Genomic DNA, 16,254 nt, shown 5'->3' on the forward strand with positions numbered 1-16,254 from the left:
TTAGCCACCGCTTAGGATATCTTCTAAAACTTGAGCAGGGTGCAGATCTGCCTTAACTAATCGATAAATTTTTTCGATATTTCCTTCAGCATCAATTACAAAAGTATTCCGAAAAATACCCAGATATTCCTTGCCCATCATTTGCTTTTTGCCATAGCTCTCATAGGCTGTAGCAACGGATGCGTCAACATCACAGAGTAAAGGAAAATTTAGTTCAAATTTTTCGACAAATTTTTGATGAGACTTGGCATCATCGGTGCTAATGCCAAAGATGAGGGTGTTATGGTCTTGAAATTGGGCATAGCGATCACGAAAGCCACAGGCTTCTTTGGTGCAGCCTGGGGTATTGTCGCGGGGATAAAAGTACAGGATCACCCGTTTGCCCTTAAGGGCGGATAGGGTGACACTATTGCCATAGGTGTCTAATAAACTAAAATCTGGGGCGCGATCGCCAATTTCTAAAGCCATATTGTTAAATTTGATTGCTAACAGCTATCACAATATTACAGCGCTTTGCCCTCATCCCCAATTAATGAGTGGCTCAGCCATTTACAAGCCATTTACAAGCTCATTTACAGAGTTTTGCCCTATATGCCGCCACCCTCAGAAAAACCTTCATATTCTTCGGGTCGATCAAAATGGTCAGAGGGAATGAGATGGCGAGGGCGCACATTTTTGAGCAGTTCTGCATCAATTAGATAGCTATTGAGTGGGTGCAAAGCATGGGCTTCGCTAGATCTTTCTAACTGCTCAACCCGCCCAATCAAAGAGCGAATTACATCCCCTTCTGGGTCAGGGGTTTGGCTATGATCGAGGGCAGAGACCTTTACGCCATGACGATGTACAATGCGTCCAGGAATGCCAACTACGGTACAGTCAGGGGGGACAGCCTTTAGCACGACTGAGCCAGCACCAATGCGGCAGTTACTGCCAATTTCAATATTGCCTAATACTTTTGCACCCGCACCGATTACCACATTGTCGCCAAGGGTGGGATGACGCTTGCCCGACTGTTTACCAGTGCCTCCAAGGGTTACGCCTTGATAAATCAGTACATATTCACCTACGATCGTGGTCTCGCCAATGACCACACCCATCCCATGATCGATGAAAGCTCCCATGCCGATCCTTGCTCCTGGGTGAATCTCGATGCCTGTCAAAAATCTGGCAAATTGGGAGATCATGCGCGGGATCACGGGTAACTTAAGTTGATGTAGCCAATGGGCAAAGCGGTATAGCCAAATGGCATGAAGCCCAGGGTAGCATAGCAGCACTTCTAGCCAGTTACGCGCAGCAGGGTCGCGCTCAAAAATGATTGCGAAGTCAGCTCGCAGTGTTTTGATGATACTTTTCAACGGTTTTAAAACCTTTTTTATTTGCAACTGCTGATTTTAAAATCCTAGCGGATATTTTGTATCAAAAGAAACTACTTTTGGGGTGAATCTTTAAATTCATTCACAAATGGTTATTACCTTTAATTTCTCTCTGAATAAAGGGGAAAGCCCACAAGTGAGGGGGAACTAAATCGTAAGGAACCGCTTTAAATCTTGCCAATAGCTCTCAAGATCCTTGCCTAGAGCGTGATCATCTTCGACTAATTTTAAATCTACTAGCGATCGCCCCTTAACAAACTTTTCGCTTAGCACAGATGGTACGACATCATCGTGAATGCCATGAATAATTAAGATTGGCAGCGATCGCGTCAAGCTGTCTTCCGAAAATTTTTGGGCATCGGCAATGAACTCATAATGTAAATTTACATTGCGTTTCAATCCGTAATGATAGAACTGTCGCACACCTGACTGTTGCCACTCTGACATATTTTCTATACCGATCGCCGCCGCAACCCTCTGACCAAAACCAAAGGCGGGGGCGAATAGGACTAATTTCTGGACAAGGGGACTGAGGGCGGCGAGTTGCACGGCTAGAAAGCCGCCCAAGCTAGAGCCAATCACGATGGTTGCTTGCCCTTCCGCAAAATATGCACTTTGCAAATAGTCCAACTGCTGCGAAAGTGTCACCGTTGCAAAATCCGTAAGATTGAGATCGGGGATATGCAGGGTTAAGCCTAGTTCAGAAAATTTCTGCTGCATATATTGCGCTTTGTAAGAGTTGGGGCTAGAAGCAAATCCGTGAAGGTAGAGATATTGCATAGTGATGGACTTACTGAAAAAATACAGCACATTGAGGTGATGTACCCATATGAACAAGAAAATTATCTCATGTAATTCTTGCTGTAAATAATTCGTTGAGGGAAAAGTAGGTTATAACAATAAATTCCAATTTTGCTTGCGAAAGTGCCCAATTAACAAAGAAGAAGTGAACCATAGCGGTTTTCACTTTGTCTGTACTAAGGTGAAAACTGTGATCAAAGAGATTCCTGTTTATTTAGAGAAACACCAGTATTTCCCTTCTCAATCTATTTAGTCATCAACAAATTATTTATGGCAAGAACTTTTCTGCACCACTAAGACCCATTAGTCAGTTTTAACAACGCATTTCTAAATTCATTGGATTCTAGTTCTTTTATTTCATACTGAGGTTCAGAGGGAAAGAAATTACCGAGTGCTTTTTGCAAGGTGGGATCTACGGTCATCTTTGGCATAAATTGCTCGCCGATTGCTACTCTCAGCATTTCACTGTTGTGATAGAAATATTCTTGCATTAGGGGAATGATACGGTGATACCAAGTAAATCGCAGGGATTCGAGTGTATCAACATTCATGAAGTAGCTATGCCCAATTTGGTAATCGCGTCCGATGAGGAGGGTGATGCGTTGGTTGAGTTGGATGAGCAGTTGATCTAGTTTGATGCCATCTATAATTTTTTCTTTGAGAAGTTCAGGATCGGGTTTGAGTTCGATAAAGGTAAATCGGCGGCGGAGGGCGATGTCTAACAGGGCGATCGAGCGATCGCTTGTGTTCATTGTTCCTAATATATAGAGATTTTTCGGTACGCCAAATTCTTCTTGGGAGTAAGGCAAGGTAACTTTTAATTCGTTACGCGCTCCAATTCTTTTGTCATCTTCAATCAGCGTAATCAATTCACCAAAAACTTTAGCAATATTTGCTCTGTTGATTTCATCAATAATAATCAAATATTTGTTTTTAGAATCATTCTTTGCTTGTGTACAAATTTCTTTAAATACACCATCTTTAATGGTATATGACATTCCTCCACTTCCATCTGGAATTGGTTTTATGCCTTCTACAAATTCTTCATAAGCAAATGACTGATGAAAAGTTACAAACTTAATATTGTGTGATATATCAAAATTAGCTAATGTTTTAATTCCTGCAAATTGTTTGATTAATTGATTTTCTACATATTCTTTTCCACTATTCGTAAGCGTCCAATAATCTGTACGTTTTTCATTAAATAGATTCGTAAATAATGTATGTGGATTACTTCTACTATAAACGTTTAATCTATTAGAGATTTCATTGATATCTATCTGATTTCCATATTTTGTAATTAAACTACTTGCTAATAAATCTGAAACTTTAAATATTCTTTTCTTATTTAAGTACATTTCAAGAGCAATTAGATTTTGAGATTCAAGATTACACAAAATATCTCGTAAATCTTTATGATCGCTTAAATTAAGTTCAAAGTTTCTACCAAAAATTATTTTTCTTATAAATCTAGAAGCAATTTTTCTCACTGTATAAGTTTTACCTACTCCAGGGGAGCCATATAAAATAAGATTTTTGCTACCATTTTCTAACCGATTTATTATAGATGTTACAAATAAATCTTCATTGGCAACTAAATTGTCATACTCAATTAGCTCCTTTCTTGGATTTCCATCAGAAATATTTGTTATGAATTTATATTTTTTGTCATTTGATTTTATTTCGCATGATTCTATAGATTTAGAGTTAAAAGTTAATCCTCCTGACATATTCAAAAGATTTTTGCGTATATTTTTGACTTGTGAAATATTAAGCCATAGCTCTCCATCCTGAGACTCATTAACTGGATATGAAAATCTTGTGCTATCAGAATAAGAAATTGACAGTACATTATTACTAACTTTTAGTAATACAATATTTTCATCCTTGTTTAATCGATTTTGAGAGGTATTTAGAACAGAACCTAAACTATCAAAAAGCTTCAGTAATATTGATGAATTAATTGAAAATCTCATTTTTTGAATGGTTATATATTAAATATCTAAAGTAATTGGAGATTTTAAAAATAGAATAAAAAAGCTTTTATTGTGAATTACTTAGATTTTTCAACTAATTCATATTTTAAATATTTATGAATAATATCCTCAGCAAAATTAGATGCAGAAAAACCAAGTTGATTAGCTAACCTGTAAATTTTATCTGAGTCTTGTATTGAAACCTGTAACTTAATTTTTTGCATTGAAACTTGACGTTTAGCTATATCTTGAAAACGTTGAATTTCTAATTTAGAATCAGGAATACTCACCCAATTATCATTTTCAATACTGTCTAACAACTCCTGCTCGTCTTTATCTAAATTTTGCATAATATCGCCCTTTGACAACTTATAAGCCTGTTCCTTGAGTTCTTGCAGCAACATCGTGAATGCTCCTAAACAATACCGAATTATATTCTAATGTATATTTTGAACCTAACAACCGCCATGATAACTCATACCCAGCCTGATAGAGTAAAATCAAATCAGACAAATCAAAGCTTACCAAAACTCTAAACTTATGCCTCAAGTTGTCACCCTAGAGCAGGTTTTAGAACTAGCCAAGCAACTTTCGCTTGTAGATAAAATTAACTTAATCGAAAAAATAACCCCCGAAATTAAGCGTGAACTGTACATAAAACCTAAGCCCCGTAGATCTTTGCGTGGTTTGTGGCGTGGCGCTAACATCAGCGATGAAGACATTGCTGAAGTCAGACAAGAGATGTCAGCAAACTTTCCCCGTGAGAGTGTTTGATGAGCAACGCAGTAACCGATACCCATGCCTTAATCTGATATTTAGAAGACAACTAAATTTTTTCATAAAAAACAACGCCAACTCGATTAATATGATCGACTAAATCAGGATTGTCAATATCCTTGAAAATCGATATATCAAAAGAATAAGGCAACAACAAATCATCAATATCTAACTCAATACTACCTAAATGTGAATAACTAAGTTGATCACCAATTAAAGTCAAATCAATATCCGAGCCATTACGATAATTACCCTTAGCTCGTGAGCCATATAATAATGCTTTTTCGATTTTAGGATGCTTTGTAAACACAGAAATAATTTTATGAATCGTTGATTCCTTTAGACCAAATCGTTTTATAGTTTCATCAGTTTGCATCATCACTTAACTCCTGCATCTTTTTCCCTAACGCCACAAACAAAGCAAAAAATCTTGTCTCAATATTCGTAATAATTGCCTCAGCCGTAGCTTCATTATAAGTATGCACCGTCTGATTGCGATCCTTAATCATATCCATCCAACTTTCTCCATCCTCAATCAACCCCACCTTAAAAGCAGCCCTCACCGAATCCTTAGAACCAGTTATATTTTGGATTCCTTGATCCTGTAAATAATCTTTTAATAAATTCCATGCTAACTCATGAGTATATTCAAAAGCTTGAATTAAACCCTGCTTTTCCAGTTCATTCAAATCGCCTTTGTTAATAAACTTAGTTAACTGTAAGAGCGCTTTTTTATAATTAGAAAATCTTTGCTTCCAGCGAATATCTTCATTCATAATTATTACAATTACCTTTAACTATACTTACTCAAAAAGTGCCTTCAACCGCCTTACTAGCTTATCACGCTCTTCCTGCTTGCTCAAATCACCACAAAGATCAATCGTCGCCGCCGTAATCGTTCCGCCCTCTATGGCAAAACTAGCCCTAAGCTCTGACATCCCCACAACTTGCGGATAAATCAACAACACATTTGCACAATTGTAGCGTTGAGCATAGGCATACATTTGATAGAAATCTGCCTGTGAAACACCCAACTTGCGATCGCCTTCTTGCAATCTCTTATACTTCGTATCTATGATCAAAGGAAAAATGCCCTTTTGGCGGATCACCAAATCGGGCTTAAGTTGAAATATTGGCTGTTGATTACTTGTCTTTGCCAGATAGCGCACCGCACCAGATGACTGTGGCAACAATTCACAATCCTGTAGTTCAGTTGGTAAAATTTCGTGACGATGGCGATCGATAAAGGCGATCACGAACTCCTCAAACAGCTTATTCATATCCAAAGCAAAAGCAAAAGTCTGGAAATTGCCACTGGATAATTGCAAACTCTCGTTTTCTAGAAATAAACGCGCCAGATTTAAAAGCGGCTCAAAGCGTTGATTTAAGCGGGTAATGGCAATTAATCGCAAATCTTCAACATTTACCTTTGGCAATAAAATCACCTCTTCCATCCATTGCTGCAACTCATGCAACATTTGGCGATTATGGAAATTGCGCGTTAACTGATACAGCCGCTCCACCACATAGCGCAAAACCCGATTCAGTTGATTATCGGCAGTGAATTCATCAAACGTCACTGCGAATAAATGCTTGCGTTCAGGACGGCGTAGCTGCTCCGTCAAATTCCACTTCCCTTTGAGAACGGGTAAAGTATCACTCACCCCTTGATAATTCCGAAAAGCGCCCCTTTGCCATTCTTCCAGAAGATTCATTGCGAATAATCTTGTCAAAATCTCAAACCAATCGAGATCCTGTTGTGATAGAGAAGCCAGTGCATATTGCTTAACGTTCAACTGGTGCGTATATTCCAGCATATACAGCAAATTTCGTACCGAGTCTTGTTTTGGTGTTGCCGTATTATCTCGATACATTTTCGGCAAAACTTCGACCGTGCGATCGCCTAATCGAAATACTCCCACATATTGCCGCGCTTGAATTTCTCGACCTAAAAAATCAAATAAGCGATCGCCAAGGATTTTTTCTAACTTAGCGATCGCCCCTTGCTCTTGATTTGTCCAATTAAAGCCTCTACTCACTTCGTATTCAAATAGGGATAGTTTCACAATTTTTTACAGGCTGCTTTAGTCCAGACGCAATTAATGTAGATTACAGCAATTACAGCGCTTTGCGCTCAAATCCAAACCAAGAAAAAGTTTTGAAATCTTTGCATCGCAACGCCTTCAAAACTCTTTCTTGTGGTCCGTTTGATCGGTAGTAGCTGTAAATCATTGTTCCCAATTCTCTCAAATAATCAAACCTGCTATTTGTAGTAGAGTGACTTCCCATACTAACCTTGGCTGCACATATCGAGAAATTAGTTCTCTAGCCTTATCGAGATGTTGCAAATGTTGAAGAACCTTAGGGAGATGGTGGGATGCGTTTGGGGCAATGGTGGTTAGATTCCAAAAGTAGTTTTGTAAATAATCGATTAGCCATAATTGCCGATCCACTTCTAATTCCTTCGTGATTTGCTTGGCGATCGCCATAGCAGTTCTGGCATCTTGCGGAATCTTCCGCACCGCAATCATTAACTCGGCGGGAATACTTTGGAAACGCTCAAAGGACTCGATCGCCTGACCTGCGGAGCCTTGGGCGAGGGCAATCACCTCTGGGGGAATATCCGTATGTCCTTCCCGCGCTAGGACTAACTGCATTTGCTCTTGGTTGAGCCTTGTAAAGGGAATGCGTTGACAGCGCGAAACTAGGGTGGAGAGAATTGTGCCAGCATCGGGAACGATCAAAATAATGGTGGCATAGAGGGGTTCTTCTAGGGTTTTGAGAAGACTATTAGCGGCTGACTCTGCCATAGACTGCGCCTCTTCAATGATCACGACCGATCTCTGACATTCTAGGGGCGCACGGCTGACAAATTCACGAATTTCCCGCACCTGTTCAATTCTAATTTGCGGTAAAGCCTTACGTTTGAGTCCTGCGGCTTCGGCTTCCTTGGCGGTGAGCATTTTGCCTTTGTCTAGGTAGGTTGGCTCTACCCACAGCAAATCTGGATGATTGCGATCGCTGATACGGTTGATAGATTTGCGATCATCTAAGAGGAGTGTAGCAAAAGCAAGGGCAGTTTTGCTGCGCCCGATGCCACTGGTTCCTGCAAATAGGTAGGCAGGGGCTATCCGATCGCGTTTGATGGCAGATTTGAGTAAGGCGATCGCCTGTTGCTGTCCCACCACCATCGCAAAAGGATCATAATCTATGTCCACACTATGATTGACTTTAGCAATCATTAATCATTCCAAGATTCTTCTAAGGATTTCCATGAACGATGGGAACGTAGCCCTAAGCGATCGCGGCGATCGTTAACAGAGTTTATGGTATCTAGAGTACGACGGCGCAACCACCAGCGAATTGCTTCATCGACTGTTGCCGCAGGATTATTAGAAATTTCTAACAGTTCCTTAAACAACTCAGGGGAAATCTCGACACTATAGGATGTATCCGCCTCTGATAATGGTTTTGATAATGGGTTGGTTGATAAGTCTACATTTAGCGAAGGGGATTCACTTGCAGCAGTAGCGATTTTGCCATCGGCGATCGCCATTGGATCGTTATTTGTTTCGCCATTTGCATCACCATTTGCATCACTATCATTTGCGCTCATGGGTTGCGGCAATTGTTTAGCAATTAAATGGGAACTTTGCTCAGACATGGCATTAGATTTATCTTGGGTGATGGGTTTCATGATGGATTGATCGGAAACCTTGGGTTGATTACGATTGAAGATAAAGGACATAAGTAAGATGATTCCAAACTGGAATAGTCCAATCACCAGTATGAGTTTATCCTGTTGCCACAATTCATCCATAAAATTTTTCAATCATTCCATTCGCCACGGGGCGGCACAACGGGATTCATCGTGAGGGGACGTGAGCGATCGGCTTCTTTGATTGCCCGTCTCTGTAGCCATTGGCGAATGGCAGTGTCGATCGCCTGACTAGGATCATTGGTGACTTCACCAAGTTCGGCTAATAAAGCAGGATCGATCTCGACACTTTTAAGTATTTCATTAAATCTTGCTTCATCTATGGATTGGGCTTGGGGCAATGCGTTGTCTTCAGGCATATTGACTATTTAAGTTACTTAAGTTGTTGCAAATTTATCGAAAATTGACTGACTCTATGTAGATCTTACCCAGATTTGTGCCTTTCTGAATGTGCATTGCGATCGCAATCTTGTAGGACTTACGCCTTAGCCTTGTAATAAACTAGGAGCTGAAAGCTTAAATCCGTGATAAAATAGAACCAAGCGGAGTTGAAAAGAGTAGCCGTGGTGGGCGAACTTTCCGTTGTATAAAGGCTAGACATCACCTATTAGTTATGCACTAATAGCCCCAATATCCCACTAAGCCGTAAAAGAGCTTATGGATGGGTGAAAAATAAAAAACAATATTCACTCCTTGGGACACAGGGAGTCTGCCTCGAAGATAGGAAACTATCTTGCCAGTTAGTACTCAGTGAGTAAAACCTGCGGATGCTGAGTAAGACCAAAACTGAGTTTGCTTAGTTTTGGCTTTAGCAAATGAAAGAGGAAGCCCGTACTCTATTTTTTGTTTACAGAAAAAATGAATGTCGGGTATGTCACCTAAGCTCACAATAGGCTCACAAAGATCAATGTCTTCACTTCAGGTTACACGCGGGACTCGCGACATCACTGCCCCCGAAATTTATTATTGGCAGCAGTTAGAAACAACTGCAAGGCAAATTTTGCAGCAGGCTGCCTATACCGAAATTCGCACACCTATTTTTGAGGCGACCGAGCTATTTTCGCGGGGCATCGGCGAAGCGACGGATATCGTTGGTAAGGAAATGTATACCTTTAATGATCGCGGCGATCGCTCTTTGACATTACGCCCAGAGGGGACAGCAGGGGTGGCGCGTTCCTATATTGAGAATGGACTATTTGCCCAAGGGGGCGTGCAGCGTCTTTGGTATATGGGAGCAATGTTTCGTTATGAGCGTCCACAGGCGGGGCGACAGCGCCAGTTTCATCAGTTGGGGGTGGAGGTGTTAGGTAGTGCCGATGCCCGTGCTGATGCCGAAGCGATCGCGATCGCCAGTGACTTTTTGCAAGCTTTGGGGCTGACGGATTTGGTGGTAGACCTGAATTCGGTGGGCAGTGCCGAGGATCGTGTTAACTATCGTCAGGCATTGGTGGATTATTTCACGCCCTTTATTGATGATCTGGATGCTGATTCTCGCGATCGCCTCACCCGTAACCCTTTGCGAATTCTCGACAGCAAAGACAAGCGCACCCAAGAGATCTGCCAAGATGCCCCCAGTATTTTGGATTATCTCAGTACCGACTCCCAAGAACATTTTGCCAAGGTGCAATTATTACTTAGCGATCTCCAAATTAGTTATCGTCTGAATCCGCGCCTAGTCAGAGGCTTAGACTATTACACCCGCACCGCCTTTGAAATTCAATCCACCGCTTTGGGCGCACAGTCCGCAGTTTGTGGTGGTGGACGTTACGATCGCCTGATTGCCGAGCTTGGTGGCGCTGATGTACCTGCGGTGGGCTGGGCGATCGGCTTAGAGCGGTTGGTAATCCTGTTACAACAGATCGCCACTGCGCCTAAAGCCAATGTTGATTTTTATATCGTGTCACGGGGTGAGGCGGCGGAGATCAAGTCCTTGGCGATCGCCCAGATCCTCCGCAAGGCAGGTTTTGTTACAGAGCTAGATATCACAGGTTCTAAGTTTGACAAGCAACTCAAACGAGCAAGTAATGCTGAAGCAAAAGCTGCGATCATTATCGGTGATGCGGAAATTGCCGCCGCACAGGTACAGATTAAATGGCTTGCCACTGGCGATCAAGAGGCGATCGCGATCGCTGACCTAGTGACCCACTTGCAATCAAACTAATTCCTATGCGTTATCGTCGTTTTGGCAAAACTGAAATGCTGCTCTCCGTATTTTCTTTGGGGACGATGCGTTATCTATCCTCAGCCGAAAATGCCCATAAAACGATTGACCGTGCCTTAGAAGTGGGGATTAATCACATCGAGACGGCTGAAGGCTATGGCAAGAGTGAAGAATTTATTGGTCTGGCGATGGGAAATGGCTTGAGTAAGCAACGCGATCGCTTTTTTTTGACCACTAAAATTTCACCCACTGACAGCGCCGATGCCATGTGGCGACGCATCGAAAAATCCTTAAAAAGAATGCAGGTGGATTACATCGATAACTTCGATATTCATGGCATTAACTTAAGGGAACATCTCGAACTGGTGACAAATCCCCACGGCTGCATGAAAGCCGTTAGACAAGCGATCGATCAAGGCATTATCGGTCACGTGGGCTTTTCCACCCATGCGCCCCTAGACGTGATTCTCGATACAATCAGCACCGATTTATTTGCTTCTGTTAACCTGCATTACTATTACTTCAATCAGCGCAATGAGCCTGCGGTGCAGCTCGCCCACGAAAAGGACATGGGCGTATTTATCATTTCGCCATCAGATAAAGGTGGCAGACTCTATCAACCTTCTGAAGAATTAGCAGGGGTCAGCTATCCCTTTACAGCGCTATATATGGGCGATCGCTTTTTACTGAGCGATCAGCGTGTGCATACCCTCAGCCTCGGAGCCGCCAACCCCGCCGAGATCGACTCCCACCAAGACGCATGGGATCATGACGAGCCATTGTCAGAATTAGAGCAAGCCGTCCTTGACTGCATGAATCGCCGTTATACAGCCCTCGGAGACGATCTATGTTCGCAGTGCTATAAGTGTTTGCCCTGCCCCGAAGAGATTAATATTCCTGAAGTGCTACGGCTGCGAAACCTAGCGATCGGCTTTGACATGGTGGAATATGGCAAGTATCGCTACAAAATGTTTGAAAATGCGGGGCATTGGTTCCCTGGCAGCAAAGCGATCCGTTGCACTGACTGCGGTGACTGCTTACCCCGATGTCCTGAAAATCTCGATATTCCCAAGCTATTGCGCGATACCCACGATCGCCTGCATGGTGAGGAGGGGCGGCGATTATGGGAGTAGGTTTTGGTATACTGAAATACTAAACTAGGTAAAAGGTGAATTTATATGGCTTCCAGCTATTCCTTTGACATTGTGAGCGACTTTGATCATCAAGAATTAGTCAATGCGATCGATCAAACCCGCCGCGAAATCGTGAGCCGTTATGACCTCAAAAGTACAAATACTGAGGTAGAACTTGATAAGGAACTAATCACCATCAAAACTAACAGTGAGATGACCCTCACCGCAGTGGTGGATGTGATGCAGTCTAAGGCAATTAAGCGCAATCTCTCCCTCAAAATTTTTGACTATGGCGATATCGAATCCGCTAGTGGTAATCGGGTGGTTCAAAAGATCAAGCTCAAACGCGGCATTGAACAAGAGCAAGCAAAAAAGCTTTCTAAAACCATACGCGATCGCTTTCCCAAGGCACAGGCATCAATCCAAGGCGATGCCCTGCGCGTAACTTCCAAATCTAAAGATGAGTTACAAGACATTATCCAAGCGGTCAAAGGCGAAGATTTTCCCCTTGCCTTGCAGTTTACTAACTATCGTTAGTACATTCCCAAAAAAAGCCCTGCGAAGCAGGGCTTTTTTTTTGGGAAGATGCAAACTATGCCACTTTAAACATGGATTCCAAAATTCTCTGGACGATTTGCCAGCCCGTGAGGGTCTGCCAAGCAAACACACCCACCAAAACCGTGTTTACCGTAATATGCGTAACCCTTGCCCATTCTTTGCCCTGCTGCATAATCGGCGCAAGTGCCGCCGATAGCGCCGCGAGAAAGGCTAGACCTAGACCCGCAAGTAAGTGAGGACCCACAAATAATTTGCCACTATCGTTATAGGTTGCCGCCATGCCACCCACAGCACCTGCCACCATCAAGACCAAAAATATTGATCCCAACTTATGATGCAAAATGTTGTAACGCTTGGCGATGAGGGCTTTGCGTTCTTCGCCTTCGGTGCTGCGAATGCGGCGATATTGCCAACCCACATATCCAGCATAGAGGGCTAAAAATAAGGTCAGCAGCATGAGGACAGGATGGGCAAAGGTGGCGATGGATTTGAAAGGTTCTGATAAGCCAAGAATTGATGCAACAATCATAGTTCTTTGTTGGTTGGTAGCTTTTAGCAATTGTAAACAATTGTAATATATCGCTTTGCGCTATATTGCAACCGAAAGAAATGGCTACGCCATTTCCTAATTTGGCATCACAGAAATTGCCAATCTTTAAAAGTGGCAGCCTGTCCCCAAAGACTGCCATCTTGGTCGATAACATTCCAAATAATGGCTGCGTTGATATAAAAGCGATCGCCATTACTAGCAATTCTGACACCACGATAGTTAGAGATATAACCCTGAGCCTGAGCCTGAGCTAGTAGTTGCGCCCTCTCGCTGCGTTCCATTGGCTCAGCCGTGTAACGGGAGGGGGTGGCGGTGAAGGTTTGCCAATCCATTTGCCAGAGTTCCAAAGCCTTTTGATTGCCATAGTTGAGAATCGGGTCAGCTTCAGTGCCGTGAGAAACAATGACAAAATCGGCTTGAAATAATAAATTGGCGACTTCTATGGGGGATAGGCGATCGCTGATATTATCGCTGATATTAATTAAAGGGTAGCCCGTCCAATGCTGAAAGCTATACAGCAATCGCTGGATATGCTGAATTAAATCTGCTTGCAACCAAGGCGATGATAAATCAATCACGGTGTTTAAAATCTTCTTTACGAGTTTCTTTGCAAGTTTCTTTGCAAGTTTCTTTGCAAATTAAAGGCAACCTCAAATCATTAATGCTATGTGCCTGTGCCAAAATTTTCTCTACAAAAAAGAGGAAAATAGCCATGCTATCCTCCTCTTTTACTTTAGATGGGCCGAGCTGGATTTGAACCAGCGTAGGCGTAGCCAGCGGATTTACAGTCCGCCCCCATTAACCACTCGGGCATCGACCCTTAACCTAATGTTTGTTTTTTTGCAGCCTAGTCACTAACGGATTAATTTCTAAGCGAAACTAACTATATACACTTATGGCGATCATGGCAATAGGTTAGAGCAACTTTTGTGGTAATTTTTTTAGGGCATAGGCGATCGCCCATAAAAAAGCGATACCCACAACACCAGCGATCGGGTTGCCACTAATGCCCGTCACCCATTCAGGCACAGTGCCTGTGGGTTTAAACCAATGGGTAGTATTGACGATGTAATAGCCCCAAATTAGACCGCCATGCAACCCGATCGCCATGCCTAGACGGTTGCCACATCGCCGCCGCGCCAACACCAACACGATCGCCATCGTCACTAGACCTGCAAATTGGCTCCATGTTGCCAGAATTACAGCGAGTGGTTTGATGAAATGCAGGACGGCAAAAACTAGGCTGGCGCTAATCAAAGCTTGCCTCGGCGCATAGTCGCGATCTAGCTCCGACAATAACCAACCGCGAAAAAGGATTTCTTCTGCCAGACCCACCCCGAAGGAGGTCAACAACCCAGGCGCGATCGCCCCTTGCCAATCCACAAAATGCACACCGATCGCTGGCAATAGTCGCTGCGGCAATGTGCCATTCCCTAAAGGTAGATCGATAGCTTGTGATGATAGCCAACCTAAGCTCAGTTGCAAGCCATAAAACAGCAGCAAAGTAACACAGCCTAGCCCCCAACCCTGCAAAAACTCATTGAAACTGCGCGGACTAAATTCTAGTCCATAGTGACGATAGGGCTGTTTGTAACCAGAGATTTTGCTGCCCCACAATCCAATCAAGGCAACAAAGCCAACATATAGCAAGACTGTTAACAGTACTGCCACGGATTCTCCAAAAGCTAGGTACATGGGCGCAGCGATCGGCAACCATAGGAGTAGGAGAGTTAATAAAAATGCGGGAATGCGGATGGGTGCAGGTAAGGAATTGAGGCGATCGGCAAATTTCATAGTTAATCTTAATCAACGTTAAGGCTCACCATTGGTGAGCCTCAGCATTTAGTCTTCGGGTTCAATCGTACTAGTTAAGCCTTTGCTTTGCAGTCCATCGCAATAAAATTCCGCGTGTTCTTGCACGCAGGTAATTACGAGCGCACAGCCATTGGCATGAGCCGCCATCATAATATCAACAGCCTGTGGCTGCGTTAAGCTGTTGACGACCTCCATGAGGCTCTGCACAACATATTCCATAGAGTTAAAGTCATCGTTATGCAGGAGAACACGATATCTGGGTGCGATTTTGCGTATGGTTGTGGGGCGCGTAATTGTTTCTGTTGCCATAGCTGGTTGGCCTCCGATGATAGTTTAAGTATGTGTTTGATTATATTTTGATATATTTTTCTAGATTTGAATATGCACTAGATTACGGATCTTGCGCCTCAGCCGTGAAATATTGTTTTTTGGGATTATGATTTTGGGATTTTTGGGATTATATATAAGTTAACCCCTGATCACCGTGATCATTCTACCATCGGGACTCTGAGCAATTTCGGCCGTGGTGCGATCGCTGATTGGTGGCAAATTAGGGCGGCGATCGAATATTACTAACCAACCCGAATTTAAATTCAATCCTGATAGATATTTATCCAATTGCTTTAATCCTTCCGCTAACGGATCGGGTCTGCCCTCGCGCCATACCTTTAGTTCCATTCCCAAAATCACATCACCATACCGTAAACAAATATCCATCCGCCCAGAACCGATCGCATATTCTCTCTCTAACGTACCGCCACCATTGACCACGCGATGCAAAAAAGCCATCAATACCAGATGCGGCGCAATCTCAGGATAGGGCGTACTTTTAAATAAGGGTTCGCCATGTTGCCGCCAAAAGTCGAGAAATGTATCTAATAAAATATGAGGATTGAGTCTACCATCAGCATTTAACCAACTAGGCTGAATCATGGGCAAACTGTCCTGTGTCCCTTGAGATAACACTCTGGGAATTACTTCTTGATAAATAGGATTAGCAATCTTTAAGCCTCCCTCCAGACTACGCACCACTAAACCTAAATCCAACAAATAGCGGCGATCATCATCGGGGGTATCTTCTAGTTCTAAACCCGATAAAATTGGTTGAATAATTGCTTTGACTCTATTTTCTCTCAGTCTTTCTGCAAGGCTATCTAAATGCGTATCCTGTCTCTTGATCAGGATTTCTTTGGCTTGATTGATTAGCTCCACCGTAATCGGAATTGCAGGATCGGGAGCCATATATTCGGTAATTTCCTTAGCGATCGCATTGACTAGCCAAGGTTGTCCCTGTGTTAAATGGAATGCTAAGTTAACCGCTTCTTCCGTAAATATTTGTCCAGTAGCTTCAGTATGTTGATGATAAAGTCTTCTCACTTCATCTTGATTGAA

20 protein-coding genes, 1 tRNA gene and 1 pseudogene are annotated in these 16,254 nt (G+C 42.8%); 4 read left to right on the forward strand and 18 right to left on the reverse strand.

The genetic code is table 11. From position 1 onward, the window contains the following. From bcp to H6F44_RS06895, 5 genes are all read right to left on the reverse strand, one after another. Positions 1–468, reverse strand: coding sequence for a thioredoxin-dependent thiol peroxidase (gene bcp, locus H6F44_RS06875; RefSeq protein ID WP_190350217.1), 468 nt, complete (start codon positions 466–468; stop codon positions 1–3). Positions 469–587: 119 nt separating this feature from the next. Continuing rightward, on the reverse strand, positions 588–1,346 hold the full coding sequence (cysE, locus tag H6F44_RS06880; protein ID WP_407681865.1) for a serine O-acetyltransferase: 759 nt from the start codon (positions 1,344–1,346) through the stop codon (positions 588–590). A gap of 174 nt (positions 1,347–1,520) precedes the next feature. Then, complete coding sequence (locus tag H6F44_RS06885; RefSeq protein ID WP_190350218.1) at positions 1,521–2,153, reverse strand: YqiA/YcfP family alpha/beta fold hydrolase; 633 nt, start codon at positions 2,151–2,153, stop codon at positions 1,521–1,523. A 314-nt stretch (positions 2,154–2,467) separates the two neighbouring features. Then, entirely contained in the window at positions 2,468–4,150 is a 1,683-nt protein-coding gene (locus tag H6F44_RS06890; protein WP_190350219.1) for an McrB family protein, read from the reverse strand. A 77-nt stretch (positions 4,151–4,227) separates the two neighbouring features. Then, a complete protein-coding gene (locus H6F44_RS06895) occupies positions 4,228–4,554 on the reverse strand; it encodes a hypothetical protein (protein ID WP_190350220.1) in 327 nt (108 codons plus the stop codon). A gap of 136 nt (positions 4,555–4,690) precedes the next feature. Here H6F44_RS06895 and H6F44_RS06900 point away from each other — a divergent pair, with 136 nt between their 5' ends. Continuing rightward, entirely contained in the window at positions 4,691–4,924 is a 234-nt protein-coding gene (locus H6F44_RS06900; RefSeq protein WP_190350221.1) for a hypothetical protein, read from the forward strand. 52 nt (positions 4,925–4,976) lie between these two features. Here the strand turns inward: H6F44_RS06900 and H6F44_RS06905 are convergent, their stop codons facing one another. From H6F44_RS06905 to H6F44_RS06930, 6 genes are all read right to left on the reverse strand, one after another. Next, on the reverse strand, positions 4,977–5,303 hold the full coding sequence (locus H6F44_RS06905) for a nucleotidyltransferase domain-containing protein (protein ID WP_190350237.1): 327 nt from the start codon (positions 5,301–5,303) through the stop codon (positions 4,977–4,979). Next, a complete protein-coding gene (locus H6F44_RS06910) occupies positions 5,293–5,703 on the reverse strand; it encodes a nucleotidyltransferase substrate binding protein (RefSeq protein WP_190350222.1) in 411 nt (136 codons plus the stop codon). Before H6F44_RS06910 ends, H6F44_RS06905 begins: the two co-directional genes overlap by 11 nt. Before the next feature lie 27 nt (positions 5,704–5,730). After that, entirely contained in the window at positions 5,731–6,993 is a 1,263-nt protein-coding gene (locus H6F44_RS06915; RefSeq protein WP_190350223.1) for an McrC family protein, read from the reverse strand. 180 nt (positions 6,994–7,173) lie between these two features. Continuing rightward, positions 7,174–8,169, reverse strand: coding sequence for a DNA polymerase III subunit delta' (locus H6F44_RS06920; RefSeq protein ID WP_190350224.1), 996 nt, complete (start codon positions 8,167–8,169; stop codon positions 7,174–7,176). Continuing rightward, positions 8,169–8,747 (reverse strand): hypothetical protein, encoded by a 579-nt coding sequence (locus H6F44_RS06925; RefSeq protein ID WP_190350225.1) that lies wholly within the window; start codon positions 8,745–8,747, stop codon positions 8,169–8,171. The genes H6F44_RS06920 and H6F44_RS06925 overlap by 1 nt, the downstream gene beginning before the upstream one ends. Positions 8,748–8,755: 8 nt before the next feature. Next, a complete protein-coding gene (locus H6F44_RS06930; RefSeq protein WP_242016472.1) occupies positions 8,756–9,004 on the reverse strand; it encodes a hypothetical protein in 249 nt (82 codons plus the stop codon). Between the two features lie 548 nt (positions 9,005–9,552). Between H6F44_RS06930 and hisS the strand changes: the two genes are divergently transcribed. From hisS to H6F44_RS06945, 3 genes are read left to right on the forward strand one after another with little or no spacing between them, the layout of a single operon-like run. Next, positions 9,553–10,806 (forward strand): histidine--tRNA ligase, encoded by a 1,254-nt coding sequence (gene hisS / locus H6F44_RS06935; RefSeq protein ID WP_190350226.1) that lies wholly within the window; start codon positions 9,553–9,555, stop codon positions 10,804–10,806. Between the two features lie 5 nt (positions 10,807–10,811). Continuing rightward, entirely contained in the window at positions 10,812–11,939 is a 1,128-nt protein-coding gene (locus H6F44_RS06940) for an aldo/keto reductase (RefSeq protein ID WP_190350227.1), read from the forward strand. A 45-nt stretch (positions 11,940–11,984) separates the two neighbouring features. After that, the gene (locus tag H6F44_RS06945) at positions 11,985–12,476 is read left to right on the forward strand and encodes a YajQ family cyclic di-GMP-binding protein (protein ID WP_190350228.1); all 492 of its coding nucleotides are present in this window, start codon (positions 11,985–11,987) and stop codon (positions 12,474–12,476) included. A 55-nt stretch (positions 12,477–12,531) separates the two neighbouring features. On the opposite strand, the gene H6F44_RS06950 is transcribed toward H6F44_RS06945, so the two are convergent. The 7 genes and pseudogenes from H6F44_RS06950 to H6F44_RS06980 all read right to left on the reverse strand — a co-directional run. Continuing rightward, positions 12,532–13,026: a DUF4079 domain-containing protein gene (locus H6F44_RS06950; RefSeq protein WP_190350229.1), complete on the reverse strand. Its 495-nt coding sequence runs from the start codon at positions 13,024–13,026 to the stop codon at positions 12,532–12,534. A 107-nt stretch (positions 13,027–13,133) separates the two neighbouring features. Further along, positions 13,134–13,622: an MEKHLA domain-containing protein gene (locus tag H6F44_RS06955; protein WP_190350239.1), complete on the reverse strand. Its 489-nt coding sequence runs from the start codon at positions 13,620–13,622 to the stop codon at positions 13,134–13,136. Beyond that, entirely contained in the window at positions 13,618–13,761 is a 144-nt protein-coding gene (locus H6F44_RS06960) for a hypothetical protein (protein WP_190350230.1), read from the reverse strand. The genes H6F44_RS06955 and H6F44_RS06960 overlap by 5 nt, the downstream gene beginning before the upstream one ends. Before the next feature lie 24 nt (positions 13,762–13,785). Beyond that, positions 13,786–13,867: transfer RNA gene (locus tag H6F44_RS06965), tRNA-Tyr, on the reverse strand. A 95-nt stretch (positions 13,868–13,962) separates the two neighbouring features. Then, a complete protein-coding gene (locus tag H6F44_RS06970) occupies positions 13,963–14,841 on the reverse strand; it encodes a CPBP family intramembrane glutamic endopeptidase (protein ID WP_242016473.1) in 879 nt (292 codons plus the stop codon). Between the two features lie 48 nt (positions 14,842–14,889). Then, entirely contained in the window at positions 14,890–15,171 is a 282-nt protein-coding gene (clpS, locus tag H6F44_RS06975; protein WP_190350231.1) for an ATP-dependent Clp protease adapter ClpS, read from the reverse strand. 159 nt (positions 15,172–15,330) lie between these two features. Then, a pseudogene (locus H6F44_RS06980) lies at positions 15,331–16,254 on the reverse strand (ATP-binding protein); the annotation flags it as partial.

The sequence above is a fragment of the Pseudanabaena cinerea FACHB-1277 genome, assembly GCF_014696345.1.
Classification (GTDB): Bacteria; Cyanobacteriota; Cyanobacteriia; order Pseudanabaenales; family Pseudanabaenaceae; genus Pseudanabaena; species Pseudanabaena cinerea.

Excerpts from the sequence above, each read along its gene's own strand:
- bcp (WP_190350217.1), bottom strand. The coding sequence starts at position 468 with ATGGCTTTAGAAATTGGCGATCGCGCCCCAGATTTTAGTTTATTAGAC.
- H6F44_RS06885 (WP_190350218.1), bottom strand. The coding sequence starts at position 2,153 with ATGCAATATCTCTACCTTCACGGATTTGCTTCTAGCCCCAACTCTTAC.
- H6F44_RS06890 (WP_190350219.1), bottom strand. The coding sequence starts at position 4,150 with ATGAGATTTTCAATTAATTCATCAATATTACTGAAGCTTTTTGATAGT.
- H6F44_RS06895 (WP_190350220.1), bottom strand. The coding sequence starts at position 4,554 with ATGTTGCTGCAAGAACTCAAGGAACAGGCTTATAAGTTGTCAAAGGGC.
- H6F44_RS06900 (WP_190350221.1), top strand. The coding sequence starts at position 4,691 with ATGCCTCAAGTTGTCACCCTAGAGCAGGTTTTAGAACTAGCCAAGCAA.
- H6F44_RS06905 (WP_190350237.1), bottom strand. The coding sequence starts at position 5,303 with ATGCAAACTGATGAAACTATAAAACGATTTGGTCTAAAGGAATCAACG.
- H6F44_RS06910 (WP_190350222.1), bottom strand. The coding sequence starts at position 5,703 with ATGAATGAAGATATTCGCTGGAAGCAAAGATTTTCTAATTATAAAAAA.
- H6F44_RS06920 (WP_190350224.1), bottom strand. The coding sequence starts at position 8,169 with ATGATTGCTAAAGTCAATCATAGTGTGGACATAGATTATGATCCTTTT.
- H6F44_RS06925 (WP_190350225.1), bottom strand. The coding sequence starts at position 8,747 with ATGGATGAATTGTGGCAACAGGATAAACTCATACTGGTGATTGGACTA.
- H6F44_RS06930 (WP_242016472.1), bottom strand. The coding sequence starts at position 9,004 with ATGCCTGAAGACAACGCATTGCCCCAAGCCCAATCCATAGATGAAGCA.
- hisS (WP_190350226.1), top strand. The coding sequence starts at position 9,553 with ATGTCTTCACTTCAGGTTACACGCGGGACTCGCGACATCACTGCCCCC.
- H6F44_RS06940 (WP_190350227.1), top strand. The coding sequence starts at position 10,812 with ATGCGTTATCGTCGTTTTGGCAAAACTGAAATGCTGCTCTCCGTATTT.
- H6F44_RS06945 (WP_190350228.1), top strand. The coding sequence starts at position 11,985 with ATGGCTTCCAGCTATTCCTTTGACATTGTGAGCGACTTTGATCATCAA.
- H6F44_RS06950 (WP_190350229.1), bottom strand. The coding sequence starts at position 13,026 with ATGATTGTTGCATCAATTCTTGGCTTATCAGAACCTTTCAAATCCATC.
- H6F44_RS06960 (WP_190350230.1), bottom strand. The coding sequence starts at position 13,761 with ATGGCTATTTTCCTCTTTTTTGTAGAGAAAATTTTGGCACAGGCACAT.
- H6F44_RS06970 (WP_242016473.1), bottom strand. The coding sequence starts at position 14,841 with ATGAAATTTGCCGATCGCCTCAATTCCTTACCTGCACCCATCCGCATT.
- clpS (WP_190350231.1), bottom strand. The coding sequence starts at position 15,171 with ATGGCAACAGAAACAATTACGCGCCCCACAACCATACGCAAAATCGCA.